The organism is Methylocapsa sp. S129 (genome assembly GCF_009765995.1).
Taxonomy (GTDB): domain Bacteria; phylum Pseudomonadota; class Alphaproteobacteria; order Rhizobiales; family Beijerinckiaceae; genus Roseiarcus.
Window position 1 is genome coordinate 234,008 of the sequence record NZ_LMUI01000011.1, and the last position, 23,313, is coordinate 257,320.

Genomic DNA, 23,313 nt, shown 5'->3' on the forward strand with positions numbered 1-23,313 from the left:
TGTTGCGCAAACGAAGCCTTTACGGAACGCGTGAGGAGCCAGATGGTCGGCGTTTACGGTAACTGAACCGTTAACGACGTTTTGAGGATGAGAATCCTCATATGTTTCAATCTCGCCCCGCGACCTGTAGGATGAGGTTGGTTAATTCGTTGGCGCGAACCCCTCAGAGGCCCAGGAGGGGACCGGCCTATTGTCGGCGTCGCGGTAAGCGGTCTGTCGACGTTGAGTTCAATATGGTGAGGCGGACGCAATGGTACAACAGACTAAGGCTCAGGATCCGCTCGCGGCTGCGATGTCGGCGATCGAGGACGCCTTAAACCTGTCACATGAACATGAGGAAGCGGCGGTAGAGCCTGCGCGCGCGTCTCAAAGCGCGCCGCAGGCGACGCTGGGCAAGCCCCTGCTCAGCCCCGCGTTCGAGCAAAACCAGTCTTCGCCGTCCCCTGTCGCCGAAAAATTGGCGCCCACGCGCACTCCGGTCCAGCCGGCGCCGACGCTGAAGCCCGCGGCGCAATCGGGCGCCGCCGAAGCGACCGAAGTCAAACCGATCCTGGCGCCGGCCGGCTCTCCGGCGAACGACGACCGCCCCTCGGTCGGGCAGATCCTGCAGGCGATGCAGACGCGCCCGCCGAGCCGCGTCCCCTTCGTCCTCGCCCTTGTCGCGTCGTTGGTCTGGCTGACCTTGTGCGGCGTCTATTTCGTCACCCACTACGCCGGGGATTGGAGCGCCCTTGCTGCGCGCGATTTCTGGCTGCGGCCGGAAATTGGCCTGGCGGGCCTTTCCGCGATCGGCCCGGCTTTGTTCCTGTTCGCGCTGGCGGTATTGGCGCGGCGCGCGCAGGAATTGCGCGCCTCGGCCCGCTCGATGACCCAGGTCGCGATGCGGCTGGCCGAGCCCGAGACGCTGGCGACCGACCAGGTGGTGACGCTGTCGCAGGCGATACGCCGCGAAGTCGCCTCGATGGGCGACGGCATCGAGAGGGCGCTGGCGCGCGCCTCGGAACTCGAAACCCTCGTTCGCTCCGAAGTGTCGACGATGGAGCGCTCCTATTCGGACAACGAGCGGCGCATCCGGTCGCTGATCGCCGAAATGGCCGACCAGCGCGAGGCGATCGTCGCCAATGGCGGACGCGTCCGCGCGGCGATAGCCGGAGCGCACCAGGGGGTCGCCGCCGACCTCGACGCCATTTCCGACCGCTTGAACGAGCGCCTCGCCAACGCGGGCCGAAAAGTCGTGTCCTCGCTCGGCGCGACCTCGGAAGACATTGCGACGACGCTTGACCGCGCCGGCGCCGAGACGGTCGGGCGCATCGCCGAGCAAGGCGCGCAGATGCGCGAGGCGCTGGACGCCCTCGGTTCGGACGTGACGCAGCGCCTGGCCCAGGCGAGCGACGACAGCGCCCATGCGCTGCTCGACCGCATCGCCCAGATCGACGAGCGCCTCAAGATCAGCGGCGAAGCGTTCGCCGCCGATTTTGGCGCGCGCGGCGAAGACCTCGTCAACCGCATCGATCAGACGGGCGCGCGCGCTTCCGACACGATTCTGTCGCATGGCGAAGGGGTCATTGCGCGGCTCGCGCAGACGAGCGACGCCGTGGCCAACGAATTTGGATCGCGCAACGACGCGCTCGTCAATCTCATGGACGCCAGCAGCGCGCGCGCGTCCGAAGCGATCCTCACGCACGGTGAAGGAATCATTGCGCGGCTCACGCAGGCCACCGACGAAGTGGCGAACGTGTTCGGATCGCACAACGAAGCGCTCGTCAGTCTCCTGGACGCCAGCAGCGCGCGCGCGTCCGAGGCGATCCTCACTCATGGCGAAGGAACCGTTGCGCGGCTCACGCAAGCCACCGACGAAGTGGCGAACGTGTTCAGCGCGCGCAACGAAGCGCTCGTCAGTCTCCTGGACGCGAGCAGCGCGCGCGCCTCCGAGGCGATCCTCACCCATGGCGAAGGAACCATTGCGCGGCTCACACAGGCCGCCGACGAAGTAGCGAACGCGTTCGGCGCGCGCAGCGAAGCGCTCGTCAATCTCCTGGACGCCAGCGGCGCGCGTGCGTCCGAGGCGATCCTCACCCATGGCGAAGGAACCATTGCGCGGCTCGCCCAGACCAGCGACGCCGTGGCGAACGAATTCGGAGCGCGCAATGACGCGCTCGTCAACATTCTGGACGCCAGCGGGACGCGCGCTTCGGGAGCGATCCTCACACATGGCGAAGGCATTGTTGCGCGGCTCGCGCAGGCCAGCGAAGCCATGGCGAACGAGTTTGGAGCGCGGGGCGATGCGCTCGTCAGTCTTCTGGACGCCAGCGGCGCGCGCGCTTCCGAGGCGATCCTCACGCAGGGCGACAGCGTTCTGGGACGCCTCGCCCAGAGCGTCGACGCGCTGGCGGGCGAGTTCGCATCGCGCACCGATGGCCTCGCCGACCGCATCGACGCGAGCGGCGCCCGTTTGCATGAGACCGTCCTGACGCATGGCGATAGCCTCGTCTCGCGTCTTCAGCAAACCAGCGACCGCATGCACGAGACCGTGGTCGTCCACGGGCGCGCGCTCGACGAGAGTCTCGCCGCTTCGCACGACCGCATGGCTTCGCAATTGGCCCAGCGAACCAGCGAGACGCGCAATCTGTTCGAGTCGACGACCGTGGCTTTGTCCGATCAGTTCGAGGCCCATCACAATCAGGTCCGCAGCCAGCTCGAAAATCATTCGGCCGACCTTGCCGCCCGGTTCGACGAGACCTCGCAACGCACGATCGATTCGATCGCGGAGCACGGCGCGGCCATGCACGAACGCCTGAGCGCGACGGCGACCGATTCGGTCGCGCAGATGAGCGACCAAGCCGCGCAACTGAACGAAAGATTTGCGACCATCGCTGGCGAGGCTGTCGCCGCGATCGCGATTCATAGCGACAGCATCAACGACACGCTGGCGTCGCGGCTCAGCACATTTGAAGAGACGCTCGCCACACGCGGCGGCGCCCTCGTTTCGACGCTTAACGGCCAAACCGGCCAGCTCGGGGCGCAGCTCGAAACGTTCGAGCGCCTTGTCGGCGAAGGCGGCGAAAGCGTCGTCGAGCGGATCGGCGCCTATGCCGAGCGGCTGGGCTCCCATATCGACGAACAGGTCGGCTCGATCGACGGCATCATGGCGAGCCGCCATGCCGAAATCGACAACCGTCTTGCTGAACATAACGAGCGTTTCGAAAAGACCACGAGCGCGCGCCTGGCCGAATTCGAGACCGCTTCGGTCGCCCATCACGCCGCCGTCGACGTCGCCTTGTCCACGCATTCGCAGCGCGTCGAACGTTCGATGGACGAGGGGTTGAACGGCTTCGAAGCGACGATCGGACAGCGCGCCAATGAAGTTGTCGCGCGCATCGACGCCAAATCCACCATTCTGGCCGCTCAGCTCGACGGCATGCTCTCGTCGATCGAAAACACGATCGTCGCCAAAGGTCCCGAGCTTGACGCGCGGCTCGCCCAGCGCAACTCAGAAACTGCGGCGCTGTTCGAAACGAATCTGCGCACGATCGACGATCGCGCGAGCGTCAAACTTCAAGCCGTCGCCTCGTCTCTGGAGCAACTCCTCGAGCGCATCGATACGGGTCTGGAGACCCGCGGGCGGGCTCTGAACGAGGCGCTCGCCAAGCGCACCGTCGAAGTCGCGAAGGCGATGAGCGATGGCGGCCGCGAAATCGCCAGCGGACTCGACGCCAAATCGACCGAAATCGACGAGACGTTGCGCGCGCGCGCTTTGGCGCTCACCGACGCCCTGTCCAGCCTGGCGCGCGAAATCAACGGCACGCTCGGCGGCAACCTCAGCGAAATGACCAGCACCCTGAGCGAGGGCGTCGCCCGCCTGCAGCAGCAGATCCTTGTTCCGCTCGATGTGTTTTCCAACAATCTGGACAAGAGCGGCGCCACCCTTCGCCAGTCGATCGAGAACAGCGGCGGCCACTTCAATCAGGCCCTGTCGGGCCGCATCGACGAAATCCGCGCGCTCATTGACGGAAAAGGCGCGGAATTCGTGGCGCAGCTTGGCGCGCGCGGCGACGAGATTTCAGAGAAGATCGCCGGCGTCGGCGACAACGCGGCGCAGGCTTTCGACAAGCAGACGACGAGCCTGATGGGCTTGATGACGCGGCGCAGCGAAGATCTGCTCGCCGCCATCAGCGCTGGCGCCGCCGGTTCCGTGCGCTCGTTGGGCGCGCTGACCGGCCAGCTCAGCGCCGAAGTCGAAACAACCGCCGCGGCGCTGCGCGTCGCCGCGCAGGAAGCGGCGACCGGTTCGACAGACGCGGTGGCGGCGCTGAGAGACGGCCTGCGCAACGAAGTCGTGGCGACCGCCGCGGCGTTGCGTGTCGCCGCGCAGGAAGCAACCACCAGTTCGACAGATGCGGTTGAGAGTCTGAGAGACCGCTTGCGCATTGAAGTCGAAGAATCTGGCGCCCTCCTGCGCGAGGCTCTGGAGCGCAGCGCCGGCGCTTCCGTCAACGCGCTGAACGGCACGGGCGAGCGGCTGCGCAACGAGCTGAGCCAAGTGCTTGATCGGCTCGGCGACACTTCGACGACCCTGGAGCGGATCGTCGGCTCGGCCGGCTCCGATCTCGATGCGATCCAGGGCGGCCTCTCCGAGAGGATTGGCGAATTCCAGCGCGCGCTGGGTCTGATTTCTTCGCAGGTCGCGGGGCTCAACCGGGCGTCCTCGACGACGCAGGCTGAAGCGAGCGCCCTGGTCGAGCGCCTCGCCGAGCATACCAATTCGCTCGCGGGAGCCGCGCACGATCTCGCCTCGACCCAGGGCTCGGTCGATGCGGCGCTTGATCGGCGCAGCGAAACCCTCAACGCGCTCATGGGCGAGATCGCGCGCAAGAGCGAAGACTTCGAAGGACTGATGCGCTCCTTCGCCTCGACGGTCGAGGACTCCTTCAGCAAGGCGCAGACGCGCGCCAAGGAGATCAACGCGGCGCTGATGATGACGACCAACGGCGCGGCCGCGACGGTCAGCAGCCAGTTCGAACTGATCCGCGACAATGCCGACAAGGAGCGCGAACGCACCGCCGCCGCGCTGCAGGCCGCTTACGATCAGGCTAATGCGCAACTCGCTGGAATCATGGGTCAGACGACCGAGCGCTTCAAGCAATCGGCCGCCGAAGTCCGCGCCATGGCCGGCGAAATCCAGCGCGAACTCGACGCCACCCGACAGGAATTGCGCCGCGGCGTCCTGGAATTGCCGAAGGAGGCGAGCGAGCAGGCCGGCGCCATGCGCCGCGTCATCAGCGACCAGATCAAGGCGCTGAACGAATTGGCCGGCATCGTGTCGAATTCCAGCGCCGGCTTCGATGTTTCCGAAGCGACCGCGCCAGCGCCGCCGCCGCCCCCTGCTCCGGGTCCGACGCCGGCGGCGACGCAGGCGCCCTTGCCCGCCCGCATCGAGGCGCCTCGTTCGATCGATCCGCCTCGCGTGATCGAATTGCCAGGCCCCGCTGACCTTCTGCGCCCGATATCGCAATTGAGCCCGTTGGAGGCGCCGCGCGCGGCCAGGAGCCAGCCGCAGACGCCGTCCGCGGCCGCGGCGCCCTCGACCGCCGCGCAGCGCGCGCAAGCGGGCTGGCTGTCGGATCTCTTGTCGCGCGCCTCGCGGGACGAGCAGCCGGCGCCCGGCGCCGCCGAGCCCATTCGCCCGGCCGCCGACGCGCTTGACGCCATCGCCATCAGCATCGCCAGTCTGATCGACGCGGATGCGGCGGCCGAAATGTGGGATCGCTGGCGGCGCGGCGACAATAACGCGTTCTCGCGTCGCCTCTACACCGCGCAGGGGCAGCAGACCTTCGACGAAATCCGCAGGCGCTGCCGCACCGACCCACAATTCCGCGACACGGTCGAGCGTTACACGCAGGAGTTTGAGCGCCTGCTCGCCAAGGTCGGCCAGAACGACCGCGACGGCTCCCAGGCGCGCGCCTATCTGCTGTCGGACACCGGCAAGGTTTATACGATGCTCGCTCATGCGTCGGGGCGCATGGGCGGATAAGCAGGAAACGCGCCGCGCCCCCCGCGGGGCCGCGGTCTAGATTTGCGCGGCGGTGAAGGCGACGATCTGCGCCATCACCGTCGACAGAGCGGCGTTCAGGGCGACAGAAGCTTGCGCGCCATCTGTCCCGCCCGCGGGAACCTGCATCTTGAATATGCGCGCCGCGACGATGCGCCCGCCGCGGTCATCCACGATCTTGGCCGCAATGTCGACGTCCGCCTGGGCGCCTTTGGCGTCGAGTTCGAAAGCCCGGATATCCAGTTCAAGGCTGTAATCGGGGGTGAAGCCGGAGCCCGCGCGCGCGACCGACTGGACGAGTTGCGCGTTCTGAAAGGTCTGCACCAAACGGGTCTGCACGAGGGCGGGCAGCCGGTCCGACCATTGCGCGCCCGCGAGATAGGCGACCGCCTCGGGGCCGGTGCGCACCAGAATCCGTTGACTGTCGAGATCCTGTGAAGCCAGAGGTTCGCGTATCGCGATCTGCGCGCGCAATTTATGGGCGGCCGGAACGGCGGCCGCCGACAGGTCGAAGGTCTCCGGCGCGGAACCGCCGCACGCGGCGGCCAGCAGCGCGGCCGATAGAGCCAGACCCATTCTCAGTGCGCGGGCGCGAGGCATCGCCATTATTGTCCGCCATGATATTCCGGCAAAGCCGGCTTGGAGCCAAAAATCAACTGATTGGGATTGCGCTCGAACGAGCGGATGACGCGGTCGAGATCGCCAATCGTGCGTCGCGCGTCGACGGCAAGCGACTCATATTCGCGAAGGCCCGAACCGGTAAAATGCGTAAGGCCGACCGCGAGCTCTTTCGTGCGCTGGTTGAGATCGTCAGCGAACTGGCGAACCGAGCGCGCGGCGTCGCCGACTTCCGCCAACGCTCCCTTGGTTTCGGGCGAGCCGATGAAATTCTGGATGCTGGCCATCAGCCCGTCGAGCCGGTCGGCGGAATTGTCAAGCTTGGCGGCAATCTCCGAGGCGTCCTTGAGCGTGCGGTCGACATTGCCCCGGTTGTCGTCGAGCGTTTGCGTGAACTTGCCGACATTGTCGACAATGGCGCCGATCTTCTGGCTATCCACGGCCTTGGCCAGATTACTGAAATCGGTCAACGCCGTATTGAGCTTCTCGGACGTGCCGGTCAGGTTCTTCGCCACAATGGCGGCGTTCGACAGCAAGCCGTCGATATTGTCCTGGTTGCGTTTGATCGTCTGCGAAAAGGCGTCGACATTGGCGACGATGTCGTGGACCTGGCTGGCGTCCACCGATGCGACCAGACTTTCGACATGGTCGACGATATTGGCGACCTTGGCGGTGTCGATCGATTTGGCCAGATTGCGGATATCGCCCAGCGCGCCGTCAAGCTGGTCGGCGGTGGCGTTAAGCTTTTTGGCCAGAGAGGCCGAATCCGACATCAGACTGTTGAGATGATCCTGATTGTTCGCCAGCGTGCTGGTAAAGGTTTCGACATTGCCGACGACGTTGCGCACCTTGTCCGTGTCGACCGCCTTGACCAGCTTGTCGACGTCGTCCGACAAGCCCTGCAGTTTGATCGCGAGCGGGCCGATCTTCTGGCCAAGGTCGGCGACGCCCGCAAGGGCCGCGTTCACGCCCGAGGAATTGTCGGCCAGCGCCTTCGAAAAGGTGTCCACATTCTTCAGCGTATCAGTAATCGCGGGACTATTGTCGGCCAGCAGTTTGTCGGCCTTCTCCAGCACGCCATCGGCTTTGGCCGAAAGACGCTGAACGTTTTCGAGCAGGTTCTGGAAGTCCGAGCGATCGGCGTTGATGATCGGCGGCGCGCCGTCCTTGCCGGGCTCCAACGCGGGCGCCTCCTCGGCGCCGCCGGTCAGCGCGATCGCCGCGACGCCGGTCAGGCCCTGCGATTCGAGACGCGCTTTGGTGTCCGTCTTGACGGGCGTGCGCCCGGCGACTTCAATCAGCGCGGCGACCTTGCTCGGGTCCTTCTCCAGAAAGTCGATCGAGCTGACCGCGCCGACGTTCAGGCCGTTGAACAACACGGTGCTGCCGCGCGAAAGGCCGGAAACCGAGCCGGTGAAGACGATCTTGTAGGTCTTGTGCTCGGCGGTCTTGGAGGCGCCCGAAAACCAGAGCACGAACAGGAAGCCGCCCGCAATCACCGCCAAGGTGAAAGCGCCGATCAGGACATAATTCGCCTTCGTCTCCATACCGTCTTTAATCCATGCCAATCAAGGAATATGACCGAACCGCTCCACGCATCGAATGGTTCCGCGAGCTAACGGTCAGGCGAGGCTTCATTGAGGCGCCGCGGGCGCATTGGGGCCAAGCCGGCTCAATTTGCGTCCGTCGCCTCTCTTCCCATGAAAATACGCTTTAAGCCAAGGATCATCTGACTTCAGCAAATCCTCGATCGGACCAACGGCGATGACCCGTCCTTGGCCAAGGGCGGCGACGCGATCGCAGATCGCATAAAGACTGTCGAGATCATGCGTCACCATAAAGACCGTGAGATCCAGAGTTTTCTGCAAGGTCGCGATGAGATCGTCGAACTCCCCGGCCCCGATCGGATCAAGGCCGGAAGTCGGCTCGTCGAGGAAAAGAATGTCGGGATCGAGCGCCAGGGCTCTGGCGAGCGCCGCGCGCTTGACCATGCCGCCCGACAATTCCGAGGGATATTTCGTCGCCGCGTCGGGCGGAAGGCCGACCAGCGCGATTTTCAACATCGCCAGTTCATCGCGAAGGCGCTTGGATATGCCCAGATGCTCGCGCATCGGCGCCTGCACGTTCTGTTTGACGGTCAGGTTGGAGAATAGCGCGCCTTGTTGAAACAGCACGCCCCAGCGTTGTTCGATCAGGTCGCGCTCGGCATGCGTCATCGTGTCGAGATATTGTCCATAGACTTCGATCGTGCCCGCGCGCTTGGGGATCAGGCCAAGGATGGTGCGGGTCAGAACCGACTTGCCGGCCCCCGAAGCGCCGACAAAGCCCAGCACCTCGCCGCGATAGACGTCAAGATCGAGGCCGTTCATCACCAGCTTTTCGCCAAAGCCGACCTTCAGGCCGCGCACGCGCAGAATCGCCTCGCGCTTCGCCTCTCCCGGGGCGGCCCAATGGGTCGGCGTCGGCGCCTCCGTCATCGTCTGACCGCGATCAAATCGAACGCCCTCAACTTCGGATTGTCGCGAAAAACATGGCGAACAGCCCGTCGACGACAATGACCATGAAGATCGATTTGACGACGGAATTAGTCACGTGGCGTCCGAGCGACTCGGCCGAACCTTGCACCTCGAATCCCTCGACCGACGCGATCAGCCCAATCACCAGCGCCATGAACGGCGCCTTGGTGATGCCTATCATGAAAATGCTGAAATCGATCGCGCCCTGCAGACGTTCGAGATAGACCTCCGGGCTGATGCCGCCATAGGCCCATGATACGCAAAGGCCGCCGAGCAGCGCCGCCAGATCGGCCAGAAAGGTCAGCAACGGCATAGCGACGAGCAGCGCGGCGACGCGCGGCACGATCAGCACCTCGATCGGATCGAGCGCCATCACCTTGAGCGCGTCGATCTCCTCGCGCATCTTCATCGAGCCGATTTCGGCGGTGATCGCCGATCCCGACCGGCCCGCGATCATGATCGAGGTCAGCAGCACGCCGAGTTCACGCAGCACGAGAATGCCGATCAGATTGACCGCAAAGGGGGCCGCGCCAAAACGCTGCAATTGAAAGATGCCCTGCTGCGCGACAATCGCGCCGACCAGAAAATTGATAAGGACGATGATCGGAACGCTGCGAAACCCGAACGCCTCCAGGTGAAAGACCATCGAAGTCACGCGCCAGCGCGAGGGACGGACAGCCAGCCAGACGATGGTGGTGACGAGTTGGCCTAGGAAGCCCAGGCCGTCGATGAGATCCGACCCGGCGGTATAGACGCTTTCGCCGATGTCGCTGAGCAACAGGATGAGCGGCGCGACATGCGGGCGCGGAGGCGCTTTGAAATCGCGATAATGGGCCTCTTCCAGAAGAATCTTGTACTCGGGCTGAGCGCGCGCATAATCGACCTTGATCCCGGCCTCAACCAATTGCGCGCGCGAGCGGTCGATGAGCCAGGCGCCCGCCGTATCGAGCTGCTCGACCCCGCCAAGGTCGATCGTCGCGCTTGTTGCGCCATCGGCGGCCGGAACGAGGCTGTCGGCCTGCGTTTCCGCCAATTGTCCGGCATAGACCGTCCAGTCGCCGGCCAGCGACAGGCGCACCCCCTCGCCGGTCTTTTCGCTCTTGGTCGAAGGCGCAGAAGACATTGGGCGCTCAAAGCTTTCAGAAGGCTATGGCTCTTATCGCGATGCATCGCGGCTGTCGAGGTTAACGGCTTTGACGCCGCCTTGACGCTTCGTTAGCGGCAAAGCCGACACGGCCTCCCGTAGTGGGAATTATGGGCCACAATGGGGACGAAACCGGCACGAATCGACTTTGCTCCGATTCGCGGCCAAATGTCGCGCAAAAGCGAGGGGCCTGATCGCGGCCGAGAGCGAAACGCCCGACGTCGTTGATGCAAAGTTCCACGCCGCGCCTCAGCCGCGTCCCGTGCCGGGAACCGCGGACCGCAAGAAGCACGAAACCGGCACGAATCAGCTTTGCCGCGATTCGCGGCCCATCGCCGGCAAAAAGCGAGGGGCTTGATCGCGGCCAAGAGCGAAACGCCGCGGCGTCGTTGACGCAAAGTTCCAGCGGGCACCCGGGCCGCGTCCCATGCCGGGAACCGCGGACCGCAAGCAGCACGAAACCGGCACGAATCGGCTTTGCCGCCGGCGGCCGACTGCGGTTGTCCGATGCGCGGCAATAACGCCCCGACTTCGATGAGAATGCGGATCGCGCGCCAAGAGCCGATCGCTCTACGGCATCTGCCCGGTGACGGCGATGAAACGTCGGTCCCGGCCCTCATGGCCCTGGCTGAAGCGCTGCACGAGCACGGCGGCAACCGCCGGTTTGCCCTGGGGCCGGAATTCATAGGCTTCCGACAGGCTGTAGGAGGTCGGGCAATCGCGCGCTTCAGGGACCGACTTATCCTCATGGAGAACCTTCAGGGGCGCGCCATCCGGCGTTTCGAGCGTCAGACGGAAGCCGAGCGCCTTACCCTTCCTGTCGCCGGGCGGCGCGCTATCCAGACTCGCCGCACAATCCTTGGCGCTATCGGCGAGAATCTGTTCGACCTGGAAATGGTTGAGCAGTCGCTCGGAAGCGGTTTCGACCGCCCCGATGTCCTTGGCCGCGATCATCGTGTCGGGAAGGGTGAACCGGTCGGCGTCCGTTCGTTTGCCCGGCCATCGCACGGAATATTTGGCCAGCAGCGGCGCCGCCTTTGAAGCGGCTTGCGCGCGCGCCTGCCGCAGCGAGGGCTCGCCCTTTCCCTCGCCGACAACCAGGATGGGCTTGCCGTCGACGATCTCATCGGTCTGCGTATCGATGATTGCGATCTCCGACCAGCCTGATTGCGTATCCTTGCCGTCAAGCACGCCATATTGTTCGAAGGCGAAATGGGCGCCGTCAGGTGAGAAACCGATGATGCGGCGCGCAGCGGCGTCGCCGGCCTGCGCGGCGCCGGCAAAAACCGCGAGGAGTGGGCCAAGAATGGACAAAATGAAAAGCGTCCGTTGAATCATCGGGCAGCGGCCTCCAGTGTGTGTCAGAGTTTTAAAAAGCAGGGGCTTAGTGTCGCGCCGTCGCGTCCCGATCGTCAACCAACCCGCGCAACCGATCGCCGTCGCCTCCCGCCTCACCCCATCCGCCGCCGCGCCTCGACAAACACCGCCAGCGCGACGCCGACGGCGGCGAGCCCCGCCATGGCGAGATAGGCGATCTCGCCAAAGCCCGCATAGAGCGGCCCGCTCAATGTCACCACGATCCCGCTGACCCCGGCGATGGCGGCGGTCAGCCAGCCCTGGGCGCGGGCGCGCATCGCATTGGGCGCGAGTTCGAAAATCAGGAACATCGAGCCGGTATGGGTCGCTGCGAAGCTGAAGCCATGCCCCGCCTGCGCCAAGGCGAGCAGAACGCCGCCGGGATCGCTCGCCATGATGAGCCAGCGCAAGACTGCGGTGACGCCGCCGAGCGCGAGCAGGCCGGCGGCGCGGTCGGGGCCCGCGACCCAGCGTCCGACAAAGGCAAAAAAGGCTGTCTCGCAAACGACGCCAAGCGCCCAGGCGGCGCCGATGAAAACGCTGGAATAACCCTCGCGCGCCCAATGCAGCGATCCGAAGGTGTTGACCAGGGAATGGCTGGCCTGAATCAGCGCCGCCGCCGCGATGACGGGGATCAACAGGCCGGGCCCGCGCGCGCCCGACCGCCCGGATTCGAGCGGCGCCGGCGCATGCGCCAAAACGCCCAGAGGCGCGGCGTAATAGGCGGCGCCGACGGACAACAGAGCGAAGGCCGCAAGGCCGTAGGGAATGGCCGAAACCGAAGTCAGGCTCAGGAAGACGCCCGCGACGATATTGCCGAGGATGAAAGCGGCCGAACCCCATTTGCGGATGCGGCCATATTCGAGCGGGCGCGGCGCGGCGGCGTTATTCGCGCCCGTCAGGGCGCGCCATTGATTTTGCGCGCGCAGCACGGCGAAGGTCAAAGCGTCGTTCAGCGGCATAGCAACGCCCTGCGCGCAGGAGAACAAAGTGACCGCGACAAAGATCGCGGCGAAGCCCGAGATGAAAATCATCGCGACGCAAAGCGCTGTCATCACAATGAGCGACAAGGCGAGCACGCCGACAAAATCGCCCCGCTTGTCGGCCCACCGCGCAAACAGCGGCGTCGAGACGACGCGCAGGAACAGCGGCGCCGCCAGGACGAAGGCGATATTCTGATCGTCAAGGCCGCGGGCGCCGAGCCAGACCGGCAGAAACGGTATTTGCACGCCGTACGTCAGGAACGTCATGGCGTAGAGCAGCGCCAGCCTGAACGCGATGGCGCGGCTGGAAAGCGGCGAGGAAGCGATCAATCCATCACCGCCGCGCGAAGAATACAAACCATCGTCGCATGGGCGGATTTTGTCGAAGCGTTGCGAATACGATGCGGCAGATCGCAGCGGTAGCGCAAAGTCTCCCCTGCCCGCGCCGTCTGCGTGACGCCGCCGACCTCGATTTCGAGATCGCCCTCGATCACCGACAGGCATTCGATCGAGCCGCGCTGATGCGCCTCCGATTCTAGCAAGCCGCCGGGCTCGGCCCGGAAATCGTACCATTGCAGCCAGTCGACGGTCTTGATCCAGCCGATCACCGCGAGCCGGCACAATCCGTCGTCGGAAACCAGAATGGGCGTGTCGCCGCGGCTGGAGCGCTCGATGAACGGCCCCTCCTCGGCGCCCTGCAGGACGGATTCGATCGACACGTCGAGCGCATGCGCGAGGCGCCAGATCGTCGTCAGCGTCGGGTTCGTCTCGTTGCGCTCGATCTGCGAGATGATCGATTTGGCGACGCCCGATTGTGTCGAAAGCTCGGACAGCGAAAGGCTGTAGCTCTTGCGCAGCCGCTGCACCGTGCGCCCGAGTTGGCCCGAAAGCGCCGCCGCCCCCGCCTCCAGCACCTTGGCCTTGTCCTTGCCTTCAACGCCCATGGCGACCTGCGACAAGAGGGCTGAAGGCGGGCGGAGAATTCCCTCCCCCCTTGTGGGGGAGGGTTAGGGAGGGGGGTCGCGCAGACCTGTCTGAGAAAGACCGCGGCTTTGTCTGGAAAGGTCTGCGCGACCCCCCTCCCCAAACCCTCCCCCACAAGGGGGGAGGGGGTCCCCACGTCTCATCAATTTTGCCGGCGCAGACCAATGACGCGATTCCGAATGAGAGATCGTTTGCCATAATAAACGAAGCTGTCCGATTTATCGAACGCTTTGGTGGGCGGCTAGCGACTTTGTCCAACGGTTTGAGCGAAATAATGCGCGCGGCCCGCGCGGCCGGGGTATGATTTATCCCGCCGCATTCGCCTGGTTAGGAAGGTCCGATGGAAGAAAATCCCATTCTCGTCGAAATGCGCGAAATCGCGCCGCATGCGCGCTATCACGTCATCACCCTCAACCGCCCGCAGCGGCTTAATGCCTTTGTCGGGCCCCTGGTGCGTCAGCTCGCCGCCGCGTTCGACGAGGCGGGGCGCGACGCTTCCTGCCGCGCTGTGCTTCTGACCGGCGCCGGACGCGGCTTTTGCGCGGGGCAGGACCTGAGCGAGCGCCTCGTTGCGGAAGGCGGCCCCCCGCCCGATCTTGGCGCCAGTCTCGAAGGCTGGGCCAATCCGCTCATTCGCAAGATGCGCGCTTTGCCGCTGCCGATCGTCTGCGCTGTCAATGGCGTAGCGGCCGGCGCGGGCGTCAATCTCGCTTTGGCCTGCGACATCGTCGTCGCCGCGCGCTCGGCAAGCTTCATCCAGGCCTTCGCCCGCATCGGACTGATGCCCGATCTTGGCGGCACGTTTTTCCTGACACGACTGGTCGGCCCCGCGCGGGCGCGCGCCCTTGCCCTGCTCGCCGAGCCGCTTGACGCCGCGCGCGCCGAGGATTGGGGCCTGATCTGGAAGGCGGTCGACGACGGCGCGCTGATGGACGAGGCGCATGCTCTATGCGCGCGATTCTGCGCCGCCCCATCCGCCGCGCTCGCAGCGATCAAGCGCGGACTGGACGCCGCCGCGACCAACAGCCTCGATCAGCAGCTCGATCTGGAGCGCGATGGGCAGCGCGAACTCGGGCGTTCGCCGGACTTTGCCGAAGGCGTGCGCGCCTTTATCGACAAGCGTCCCGCCTCGTTCGGGCCGCGCAAGGCGGATTGAGGCGGCAAGCAGGCCCCGTTCAGAACGCCCCGGGGAAAGCGCCGCCGTCGATGAGGATATTCTGCCCGGTGATATAGCCGGCCTGCGCGCTGGCGAGAAAGGCGCATAATTGGCCGAACTCCGTCGCCTGTCCGAATCGTCCCGCCGGGATCGACGCCTCGCGCTCGGCGCGCACTTTGGCTTCATCGATCCCCCGGCTCGCGGCTTGTTTGACGAGCGTGCCGCGAATGCGGTCGGTGTCAAAAGCGCCGGGCTGGATCGAGTTGATCGTCACATTGTCGCGCGCCACAGCGCGCGCGGTCGCCGCCAGAAAGGCGGTCAGGCCCGCTCTCGCCCCCGAGGAGACATCGAGGCCCGCGATCGGCGCACGGACCGACGAAGACGTGATGTTGATGATGCGCCCGAAACGGCGCTCCTTCATGCCCCCGATCACCGCCTGGGCCAGTGCGATCGGGGTCAGCATATTGGCTTCCAATCCGCGCAGAACGTCCTCGCGCGTGATCGCGTTGAACGGCTGGGGCGGCGGCCCGCCATTATTGTTGACGAGAATGTCAGGCGCGGGACAGGCGGCGAGCAACGCCGCGCGCACCGAAGCATCGCCGATGTCGCCGGGAATGGCGACGACGGCGACGCCGGTCGCGCGAATTTCGTCAGCGGTCGCCTCCAGCAGCTTGGCGTCGCGGCCATTGACGAAGACGTCGCAACCCGCCTGCGCCAAAGCCAAAGCGCAGGCCTTGCCGAGTCCTTTGCTCGAGGCGCACACAATCGCTTTACGCCCGGCTATGCCCAAATCCATGAAACGCTCCTCGTGAAATCGCTTGAAGCCCATTGTGAGGACGCGCAAGCGCCGCGACAAGGGTCAATTTTCCTGGCTGCTCCCTGATCGGGAACTTTACCACTTTCGAACCGTTCGCAACGGGCTGGCGATTGCGGAAGGGACAAGGTTTGAAGGCGCCAAAACCACAGAGCGGCCCAAATCGCGACGGAATTTGGCCTCTTCAGTCCCTCAATTTTTTCATGGCCGATATGCAGGCCGGCATCGGCCCGTTTCTCGGCGTGTTTCTTCTGGCCTATGGTTGGCAAAGCGGCCTGATCGGGTCGGTGATGACGATCGGCGGCGTCGCCGGCATGCTGATGACGGCGCCTGCCGGCGCGCTCGTCGATTCCACGACCCACAAGCGCAGCTATGTCATCGTGCCCGGAATCTGCACGGTCCTGGCCTCGGCGATCATCCTGTTGTCGCAGAATTTCTGGCTCGTCGCCGCGTCCCAGGTCGCCACCGCGATCGCCGGCGCCGCGATTGGACCCGCCGTCAACGGCATCACGCTCGGCATCGTGCGCCAGGCCGGCTTCAACCTTCAGAATGGCCGCAACCAGGCCTTCAATCATGCGGGCAATATGGTCGGCGCGGGCCTATCCGGTCTCCTCGGCTGGAAATTCGGCCTGCCCGCAGTGTTCGCGCTCGCGGCTCTCTTCGGAATCCTGTCGATCGCCTCGGTCCTGATGATTCCGCGCGACGCGATCGACGACAAGGTCGCGCGCGGCCTGAAGGAAGGCGGCGGGGACGGCGGCAAGGCGAGCGGTCTGCGCGTTCTGGGCGAATGCAAGCCGCTGCTGATTCTCGCGGCGGCGCTCGCCTGCTTTCATCTGGGCAATGGCGCGATGCTGCCACTCTACGGCATGGCGGTCGTCGCCGCCAAACAGAGCGATCCCGCCAGCTTCGTCGCCGTAACCATCGTGGTGGCGCAAGGAATTATGATCGTCGCCTCGCTGATCGCCATGCGCATGATCGAAAAAGATGGCGCCTGGGTCGTTCTACTGATTTCGTTTTTGGCGCTCCCTGTCCGCGGCCTGATCGCCGCCTATGTCATCAATGAATGGGGCGTCTATCCCGTTCAGATATTGGACGGCGTTGGCGCGGGCCTGCAGAGCGTCGCGGTTCCCGCCTTGGTGGCGCGCATTTTGAACGGCACGGGCCGCATCAATGTCGGCCAGGGCGCTGTCATGACCGTCCAGGGCCTTGGCGCGTCGCTCAGCCCCGCGATCGGCGGCTGGATCGCGCAGGGCATCGGCTATAGCGGCGCCTTCGTCATCCTCGGCGCATTCGCGCTCGGCTCCATCGCTCTATGGATCGCCTTCGCTTCTGTCCTCAAACCGGCCTGCAAGGGAGAAGCCGATCGCGGCGCCCCGGCCCCCGCGCCCGTCGGAACCCTCGCATGACTCAAACGCAGCGCCGCGGAACCAGGGGCCCGGGGATATCTTATCCGCGAGCAACGCTGATGGCATGGGTGATCGCCCGCCTCCTCCGTCATGCCAATGACATCAGAATCTGGCCAAAGGTCTCCTTGAGCGATCAACCCGCGCGACAAACCGAGGCGGCATTGGCCAAACAACACGACGGCATCACGCATTATCGCACGATTTTCATGTCGGATCTCCACCTGGGCACGCGCGACTGCCAAGCCGAGCTGATGCTGGATTTCCTGCGCTTTCATGACGCCGACACGATCTTCCTGGTCGGCGACATTGTCGACGGTTGGCGGCTGAAATCGGGCTGGTACTGGCCGCAAGCGCATAACGACGTCATCCAGAAGCTGCTGCGCAAGGTGCGGCACGGCGCGCGGATGATCTTCGTGCCGGGCAATCACGACGAGTTCGCCCGCCAGTTTCTCGGCCTGACCTTCGGCGGCATCGAAATCGTCCAGGACACGATCCATACGACCGCCGACGGGCGCAACTTTCTGGTGATGCATGGCGATGAATTCGACGTCGTCGTGCGGCACGCCAAATGGCTCGCCTTCTTCGGCGACTGGGCCTACGACACCGCCCTGTTCGTCAACACCTATTTCAATCGGGTGCGGCGCCTTCTGGGCTTTGGCTACTGGTCCCTGTCCGCCTGGGCCAAGCTGAAGGTCAAGAACGCCGTCAATTTCATCGGCAGTTTCGAGCGTGAATTGGCGGCCGAAGCCAAGAAGCGCGGCGCCGACGGCGTCATCTGCGGCCACATCCATCACGCCGCTATTCGCGAAATCGAGGGAATCACCTATGTGAATACCGGCGACTTCGTGGAATCCTGCTCCGTTGTCGTCGAGCATGACGACGGCAGGCTGGAGATTGTTCATTGGGCGACGCTGGCGGCCAAATCGAGGCATGCGCCGCAGGAGAGCGAGACGGAGGCGAACATCGAGGCGAAAGCGGCCTAGTGCGCATTCTTGTCGCCACGGATGCGTGGCGCCCGCAGATCAACGGCGTCGTTCACTCGCTTGAACAGACAGCCGCCGCCGCGCGCAGCCAGGGCTATGATATCGATTTTTTGACGCCGCAAGGCTTTCGTACGATTCCGATGCCCACCTACCCCGACATCAAGCTGGCGCTCGCCTCATGGGGCGCGATCGCCAAGCGAATCGACGCCGCCGGGGCCGAACACATCCATATCGCGACCGAAGGGCCCATCGGCTTCGCCGCGCGCCGCTATTGTCTGGCCCGGAACCGCGTCTTCACCACCAGCTACCATACCCGTTTCCCCGAATATATCGCACAGCGCGTGCCGATTCCCGAACGCTGGACCTATGCCGCCCTGCGCCGCTTTCACGCGCCAGCCGCCGCCGTCATGGTTCCCACGCCCACCATACGCGATGAACTGACCCAGCGGGGTTTTGCGCGCGTGAAAGTCTGGTCGCGCGGCGTCGACCAACTGACTTTCCACCCCCGCGAGACAAGCGTTCTCGATTTTCCACGCCCGATCTTCCTTTGCGTCGGCCGCGTCGCCGTAGAGAAGAATCTTGGCGCCCTGCTTAGCCTGAAACTGCCGGGATCGACCGTGATCGTTGGCGATGGACCCGCACGCGCTTCGCTGGAGCGCCAATATCCCCATGCGCATTTCCTGGGCAGCCGTTCGGGCGAGGCGCTCGCGCAGACCTTTGCCAGCGCCGACGTCTTTGTCTTTCCCAGTCGCACCGACACCTTTGGCATCGTGCTGATCGAAGCTCTGGCGAGCGGCCTGCCCGTCGCCGCCTACCCCGTCGCCGGCCCGCTCGATGTCATCGGCAACAGCGGCGCGGGCGTTTTAAGCGAGGATCTCGGCGCCGCCTGTCTCGCCGCATTGCAAATCCCGCGCGCCGTCGCGCGCGAGCACTCGATGCAATTCACCTGGCGGGAAAGCGCGCGGCAGTTTCTCCAGAATATCGAACAAAGCCGGGAGGCGTGGGTCGCGCCCGCCCAGGCCGCGCGCCTGGGCTCCTGAGCGCTTCTCATTCGCTTATCGGTCGGCAAGGCCCGCCAGAAAGGCGCTGAGGCAATCGCCGATGGCGTCGATCGCATAGCCGCCTTCCTGGACCACCAGCGTCGGCAGGCCGAACGCCTGGACTTGCGCGCCGACCCGCCCGAAATCTTCGGCCTCAAGCGTGAGCACGCCAATCGGGTCGAGCCGATGGGCGTCGAAGCCGAGCGCCAGCACCAGGGCCTCCGCGCCAAAGGCGCGGATTCTGGTCGCCGCCGCGTCGATGGCCCTCGCCATCGCATCGCCGTCCGAACCATGCGCCAAAGGCAGGTTGAGGTTGAAGCCTTCGCCCGCCCCATGCCCCGTCTCGCCAGCATAGCCGGTGAAAAACGGATAATAATTGGTCGGATCGGCATGGATCGAGATCGTCAGAATGTCCGGGCGATTGTAGAAAATCTGCTGCGTGCCGTCGCCATGATGCGCGTCAACGTCGAGGATGGCGATCTTGCCGTAGCGCGAGCGCAGATGCTGCGCGGCGACGGCGGTATTGTTGACATAGCAGAAACCGGTGGCGCGATCGGCGCGGGCGTGATGCCCCGAGGGGCGGCAAAGCGCATAGGCCTGCCTTTCGCCAGCGAGCAGCGCCTCGGCCGCCGAAACGGCGGTTTCGCAAGAACGCAGCGTCGAGAGCCAGGTGTGGGGGCCCATCGGGACCGAGAGGTCGCCGAGATACCAACCGACCTGTCCGACAAGACCTTCGGCGGGACAGGGCGGTCGGGCGTCGTCTTCGGGCCGGCCGCTCCAGTAAGGAAACGTGTTCGGCCAGACTTCCGGGCCATAATCGGGCAATTGCGTCCAGCGATCCCAGGCGGTCTCCAGGAAATGCAGATAGCTCGGCGTATGGACGGCAAGCGCCGGCTGCAGGCCATGCGCGGCCGGCGCCTCGGGCGCGACGCCGCGCTGTTTGAGCGCGCCCAGCAGCTTTTGCGTGCGCGCAGGCAGGTCTTTCGGCGCGACCAGCCGGCCAAAGCGCATGTATTGCCGGGGATCGTGGATCGCCTGGTCGGGATGATAAAAAGCGCGCATGCGGCAAATTCCTCAAATGCGGAAGGGAGGTTGACCTATTCTAGGCGCGCATTTCGCTATGCTAAAACGCTAATATCCGCTCGTTTCGGTCAAGAGGACACGCCGTCGCGCGCGACGGCTCCGGCGTTCGCCAAAGCCAACGCCGCATCCGTTCCGCTCTGCAAGATCCGGTCCGATAGGTCCTTGTCTACGACGGCCCGCGCAAGCTGAAGCGCGCCCATCATCAGGCTGAATATGGCGAGGGCGGCGCGCTGGTTTTCGCCCGCATCCTTTTCCGGCAAATGGCTGGCGATCAGATCGACATGCGCCTTGAATTCCCCGGTGAAAGTGGCGCGCGTCGCCCGGGGGTGGCGGGCGATCTCCGGTGTCAGCGCAGCAAAGGCGCAGCCGCGCGCGGACGCATCGCGGTGGGCCGGCCGCAGATAGGCGCGCACAATTCCCTCAAGGCCGCCATCGATGGCGGCGCGGGCGAGCTGCGCGCGTCCCCCTTCGAGGGCGTCGACGGTCGCGGCCCGGACCAGTTCCTCCTTGGAGGCGAAATGGCTATAAAAGCCGCCATGGGTCAGGCCGGCGTCGGCCATCAGCCCGGCGACGCCGACCGCCTCGACGCCGTCGCGCCGAAACCGCTCCGACGCAACCTTGACAATATGTTTTCGCGTCGCGTCCTTATGGCCTTTTTCGTAGCGCATGAGGTGAGGCTTTCTCCTGTCCGGCGGCGCTGGCTATTGCATTACGCCAGACATATATTATGATGATCATCATGCAATAATGGACGCCCGCGCGCAAGCTTCAGACGCCAGCGTCAGACTACAGGAGCGCTTCATGCCCAACGCCGATCCCATCGTCATCGTTTCCGCCGTGCGCACGCCGCTGGGGCGCTTTCTCGGGGAATTGTCGGGGCTTTCGGCGCCGGCGCTTGGCGCCCATGTCATCCGCGCCGCGCTCGATCGCGCCAAGCTTTCGCCGACGCGGATCGACGAGGCGCTGATGGGTTGCGTCCTCCCGGCGGGCCAGGGCCAGGCGCCGGCCCGGCAGGCGGCCAGAGGCGCCGGACTACCCGATGCGACGGGCGCGACCACCGTCAACAAAGTATGCGGCTCCGGCATGAAGGCGACCATGCTCGCTCATGATCTGATCCTGGCGGGCTCGGCGGAAATCGTCGTGGCGGGCGGCATGGAATCGATGTCGAACGCCCCCTACCTCCTCGCCAAGGCGCGCGGCGGCTATCGGATGGGCCATGACCGCATCATCGACCATATGATGCTCGACGGCCTCGAAGACGCCTATGAAGGCGGGCGTTCGATGGGCGATTTCGGCGAGGCGACCGCGCAGGTCTACCAGTTCAGCCGCGGCGAGCAGGACGCCTATGCCGTCAAGACGCTGACGCGCGCCAAAAAGGCGATCGAAGACGGCGCCTTCGCCGCCGAAATCGCGCCGATCGCGATTGCCGCCAAAGGCGGCGACCGGGCGATCGCCAATGACGAGAATCCGCTCAAGGTCTCGCCCGAAAAAATTCCGGCGCTGAAACCCGCCTTCCGGCCCGACGGGACGATCACCGCCGCAAGCTCCTCGGCCAATGCCGACGGCGCCGCGGCGCTGATCCTGACGCGCCGCTCGATCGCCGAACGGGACGGGTTGCCGATCCTCGCCGAAATCAAGGCGCATGCGACCCATGCGCAGGAGCCGGCCTGGTTCACGACCGCGCCAATCCCCGCGATCCGCAAAGTCCTCGCCAAAGCCGGCTGGAGCGTCGGCGACGTCGAATTGTTCGAGATCAACGAAGCCTTCGCCGTCGTCGCGATGGCCGCGCAACGCGACCTTGGCATTGCCGAGGACCGGCTCAACATCCATGGCGGCGCCTGCGCGCTCGGCCATCCCATCGGCGCCACCGGCGCGCGCATCATCGTGACGCTGCTGCACGCCCTCGAACGCCACGGGCTGACGCGCGGGGTCGCGTCGTTGTGCATAGGCGGCGGCGAAGCGACGGCGATTGCGATCGAGCGTGTACATTAGAGCGGCGTCATAGACCGCCAGGAAAAGTTGGATAGGATGGGGAGCTACGCTGCGGGCGAACCATCCCAGTGGCGATACTCAATGCTCTCATTTTCGGACTTGTATCGAAGGTCCCCTTCAGGATCGTCGGTGGCCCAAATATCGACGACGATTCCTTCGCGCCTAGAGACGGCAATCACGATCCGATTGCCCAATAGGTCATCGATGAAGCGATCTATCGCCGCTTCTTTTGGCAGCCGATAGGTTGCCGCCAACATGTCTCCATGTGTGTGCCACACATGTCGGTCGAACCCGAGCGATACGTCGCTGTCTTCATTTCGAACGACCAAGAACCGCAACAGCCCATCGGGACTCTCATACGCCTTGGTCGTCGCCACCGTTCAACCTCCTCCCGATCGCGTCCCTGGTCGAGGAGCTAAGGCCGGAAGTGACCGGCTAGCGATCTTCGCGCGTGTGCCATAGCCGCAACACGGTGAGAACGGAATCCTGAATCTCATATCGCATCTCATAGGGTCCAACGAGAATTCGTCGGACCTCACGCGGCTCGAATTCTTCCAGTTTTCTTCCGACGCGCGGATTTGCAAGCAGGCTTTTTGCCGCAACGACAAGCGCCCGCACTGCGCGCGCGGCCGCCGGCTTGTTTACGGAAGCAAGAAATTCGTACAAACGCTCAAGGTCGGACAGCGCCTTGCTGGTCCACCTCAATTCCATCATCGCGGCGCCGGCAAGGGCGCATCGGCGTCAAGGCTGTCGGCCCAAGCCTCCACAGCCTGGTGATCGATGACGCGGCCAGCATCCACATCGCTCAATCCTTCCCGTGTCATACGGCTGTATTCTTCCTCGCGGTCAATCCAAGCGGTCAGGGCCTGTTTGACGATCCAGCCGCGCGAGCGTTCGAGGCGCACAGCCATTTGATCGACCTTTTCGGCCAGCGGCAGCGGCACATGGGCGGTGAACACCTTGGTATCGGATATCTGCGCCATAACTGGCCTCACTGTTGAGCGGGTTTAATCATAATGATTTAAAGTGATTATATCCAGCCTTCCGCAACCTAAATCGAGAAAACGGCTTCGAGGAGTGGGCGGCTCCGCCTCGCACGACGTGCTGTGCGCGTCGCTCCGGAAGTGTTGATTTGTTCGGAACCGTGGGAGCGTTTACCGCAGTTCTTCTGGCGGTCCGCGCGACAGCG

General features: G+C 64.7%; 19 protein-coding genes. 6 read left to right on the top strand and 13 right to left on the bottom strand.

The features are described 5' to 3' along the window. Positions 1 to 250: 250 nt before the first annotated feature. A complete protein-coding gene (locus GSQ90_RS03595) occupies positions 251 to 6,031 on the top strand; it encodes a hypothetical protein (RefSeq protein WP_158813394.1) in 5,781 nt (1,926 codons plus the stop codon). Positions 6,032 to 6,067: 36 nt separating this feature from the next. On the opposite strand, the gene GSQ90_RS03600 is transcribed toward GSQ90_RS03595, so the two are convergent. The 7 genes from GSQ90_RS03600 to GSQ90_RS03630 form a co-directional block, all read right to left on the bottom strand. Continuing rightward, entirely contained in the window at positions 6,068 to 6,655 is a 588-nt protein-coding gene (locus GSQ90_RS03600) for an ABC-type transport auxiliary lipoprotein family protein (RefSeq protein WP_158813396.1), read from the bottom strand. Further along, positions 6,655 to 8,214, bottom strand: a complete 1,560-nt coding sequence (locus GSQ90_RS03605) for an MCE family protein (RefSeq protein ID WP_158813398.1) — start codon at positions 8,212 to 8,214, stop codon at positions 6,655 to 6,657. The genes GSQ90_RS03600 and GSQ90_RS03605 overlap by 1 nt, the downstream gene beginning before the upstream one ends. An 87-nt stretch (positions 8,215 to 8,301) precedes the next feature. Further along, positions 8,302 to 9,144 (bottom strand): ABC transporter ATP-binding protein, encoded by an 843-nt coding sequence (locus GSQ90_RS03610; protein WP_174247437.1) that lies wholly within the window; start codon positions 9,142 to 9,144, stop codon positions 8,302 to 8,304. Between the two features lie 28 nt (positions 9,145 to 9,172). Beyond that, positions 9,173 to 10,306 carry an MlaE family lipid ABC transporter permease subunit gene (locus tag GSQ90_RS03615; RefSeq protein WP_158813400.1) on the bottom strand — a complete coding sequence of 378 codons (1,134 nt, stop codon included), beginning with the start codon at positions 10,304 to 10,306 and terminating at the stop codon, positions 9,173 to 9,175. Positions 10,307 to 10,897: 591 nt separating this feature from the next. Beyond that, positions 10,898 to 11,665 (bottom strand): DUF2259 domain-containing protein, encoded by a 768-nt coding sequence (locus GSQ90_RS03620; protein ID WP_158813402.1) that lies wholly within the window; start codon positions 11,663 to 11,665, stop codon positions 10,898 to 10,900. 113 nt (positions 11,666 to 11,778) lie between these two features. Further along, positions 11,779 to 12,996 carry an MFS transporter gene (locus GSQ90_RS03625; RefSeq protein WP_158813404.1) on the bottom strand — a complete coding sequence of 406 codons (1,218 nt, stop codon included), beginning with the start codon at positions 12,994 to 12,996 and terminating at the stop codon, positions 11,779 to 11,781. After that, complete coding sequence (locus GSQ90_RS03630) at positions 12,993 to 13,610, bottom strand: helix-turn-helix domain-containing protein (protein WP_158813406.1); 618 nt, start codon at positions 13,608 to 13,610, stop codon at positions 12,993 to 12,995. Before GSQ90_RS03630 ends, GSQ90_RS03625 begins: the two co-directional genes overlap by 4 nt. Positions 13,611 to 13,990: 380 nt before the next feature. On the opposite strand from GSQ90_RS03630, the gene paaG reads away from it, so the two are divergent. Further along, entirely contained in the window at positions 13,991 to 14,806 is an 816-nt protein-coding gene (gene paaG, locus GSQ90_RS03635; protein ID WP_158813408.1) for a 2-(1,2-epoxy-1,2-dihydrophenyl)acetyl-CoA isomerase PaaG, read from the top strand. Between the two features lie 19 nt (positions 14,807 to 14,825). Here the strand turns inward: paaG and GSQ90_RS03640 are convergent, their stop codons facing one another. Beyond that, positions 14,826 to 15,602: an SDR family oxidoreductase gene (locus GSQ90_RS03640; RefSeq protein WP_158813410.1), complete on the bottom strand. Its 777-nt coding sequence runs from the start codon at positions 15,600 to 15,602 to the stop codon at positions 14,826 to 14,828. A 191-nt stretch (positions 15,603 to 15,793) separates the two neighbouring features. Between GSQ90_RS03640 and GSQ90_RS03645 the strand changes: the two genes are divergently transcribed. The 3 genes from GSQ90_RS03645 (at position 15,794) to GSQ90_RS03655 (ending at position 19,049) form a co-directional block, all read left to right on the top strand. Then, positions 15,794 to 17,026, top strand: a complete 1,233-nt coding sequence (locus GSQ90_RS03645) for an MFS transporter (RefSeq protein ID WP_256366586.1) — start codon at positions 15,794 to 15,796, stop codon at positions 17,024 to 17,026. Between the two features lie 161 nt (positions 17,027 to 17,187). After that, a complete protein-coding gene (locus GSQ90_RS03650) occupies positions 17,188 to 18,009 on the top strand; it encodes a UDP-2,3-diacylglucosamine diphosphatase (protein WP_371418325.1) in 822 nt (273 codons plus the stop codon). Beyond that, positions 18,009 to 19,049: a glycosyltransferase family 1 protein gene (locus tag GSQ90_RS03655; protein WP_158813416.1), complete on the top strand. Its 1,041-nt coding sequence runs from the start codon at positions 18,009 to 18,011 to the stop codon at positions 19,047 to 19,049. The genes GSQ90_RS03650 and GSQ90_RS03655 overlap by 1 nt, the downstream gene beginning before the upstream one ends. Before the next feature lie 15 nt (positions 19,050 to 19,064). On the opposite strand, the gene GSQ90_RS03660 is transcribed toward GSQ90_RS03655, so the two are convergent. Both GSQ90_RS03660 and GSQ90_RS03665 read right to left on the bottom strand, forming a co-directional pair. Then, complete coding sequence (locus GSQ90_RS03660) at positions 19,065 to 20,111, bottom strand: histone deacetylase family protein (RefSeq protein ID WP_158813418.1); 1,047 nt, start codon at positions 20,109 to 20,111, stop codon at positions 19,065 to 19,067. 89 nt (positions 20,112 to 20,200) lie between these two features. Then, complete coding sequence (locus tag GSQ90_RS03665) at positions 20,201 to 20,800, bottom strand: TetR/AcrR family transcriptional regulator (protein ID WP_158813420.1); 600 nt, start codon at positions 20,798 to 20,800, stop codon at positions 20,201 to 20,203. Between the two features lie 133 nt (positions 20,801 to 20,933). Between GSQ90_RS03665 and GSQ90_RS03670 the strand changes: the two genes are divergently transcribed. Next, a complete protein-coding gene (locus GSQ90_RS03670; RefSeq protein WP_158813422.1) occupies positions 20,934 to 22,124 on the top strand; it encodes an acetyl-CoA C-acyltransferase in 1,191 nt (396 codons plus the stop codon). A gap of 44 nt (positions 22,125 to 22,168) precedes the next feature. On the opposite strand, the gene GSQ90_RS03675 is transcribed toward GSQ90_RS03670, so the two are convergent. The 3 genes from GSQ90_RS03675 to GSQ90_RS03685 are packed head-to-tail and all read right to left on the bottom strand — an operon-like array spanning position 22,169 to position 23,107. Further along, entirely contained in the window at positions 22,169 to 22,501 is a 333-nt protein-coding gene (locus GSQ90_RS03675) for a hypothetical protein (RefSeq protein ID WP_158813424.1), read from the bottom strand. 58 nt (positions 22,502 to 22,559) lie between these two features. Then, positions 22,560 to 22,835 (bottom strand): type II toxin-antitoxin system RelE/ParE family toxin, encoded by a 276-nt coding sequence (locus GSQ90_RS03680; RefSeq protein WP_158814206.1) that lies wholly within the window; start codon positions 22,833 to 22,835, stop codon positions 22,560 to 22,562. Next, positions 22,835 to 23,107 (bottom strand): CopG family ribbon-helix-helix protein, encoded by a 273-nt coding sequence (locus GSQ90_RS03685; RefSeq protein WP_158813426.1) that lies wholly within the window; start codon positions 23,105 to 23,107, stop codon positions 22,835 to 22,837. Before GSQ90_RS03685 ends, GSQ90_RS03680 begins: the two co-directional genes overlap by 1 nt. Between the last annotated feature and the right edge of the window lie 206 nt (positions 23,108 to 23,313).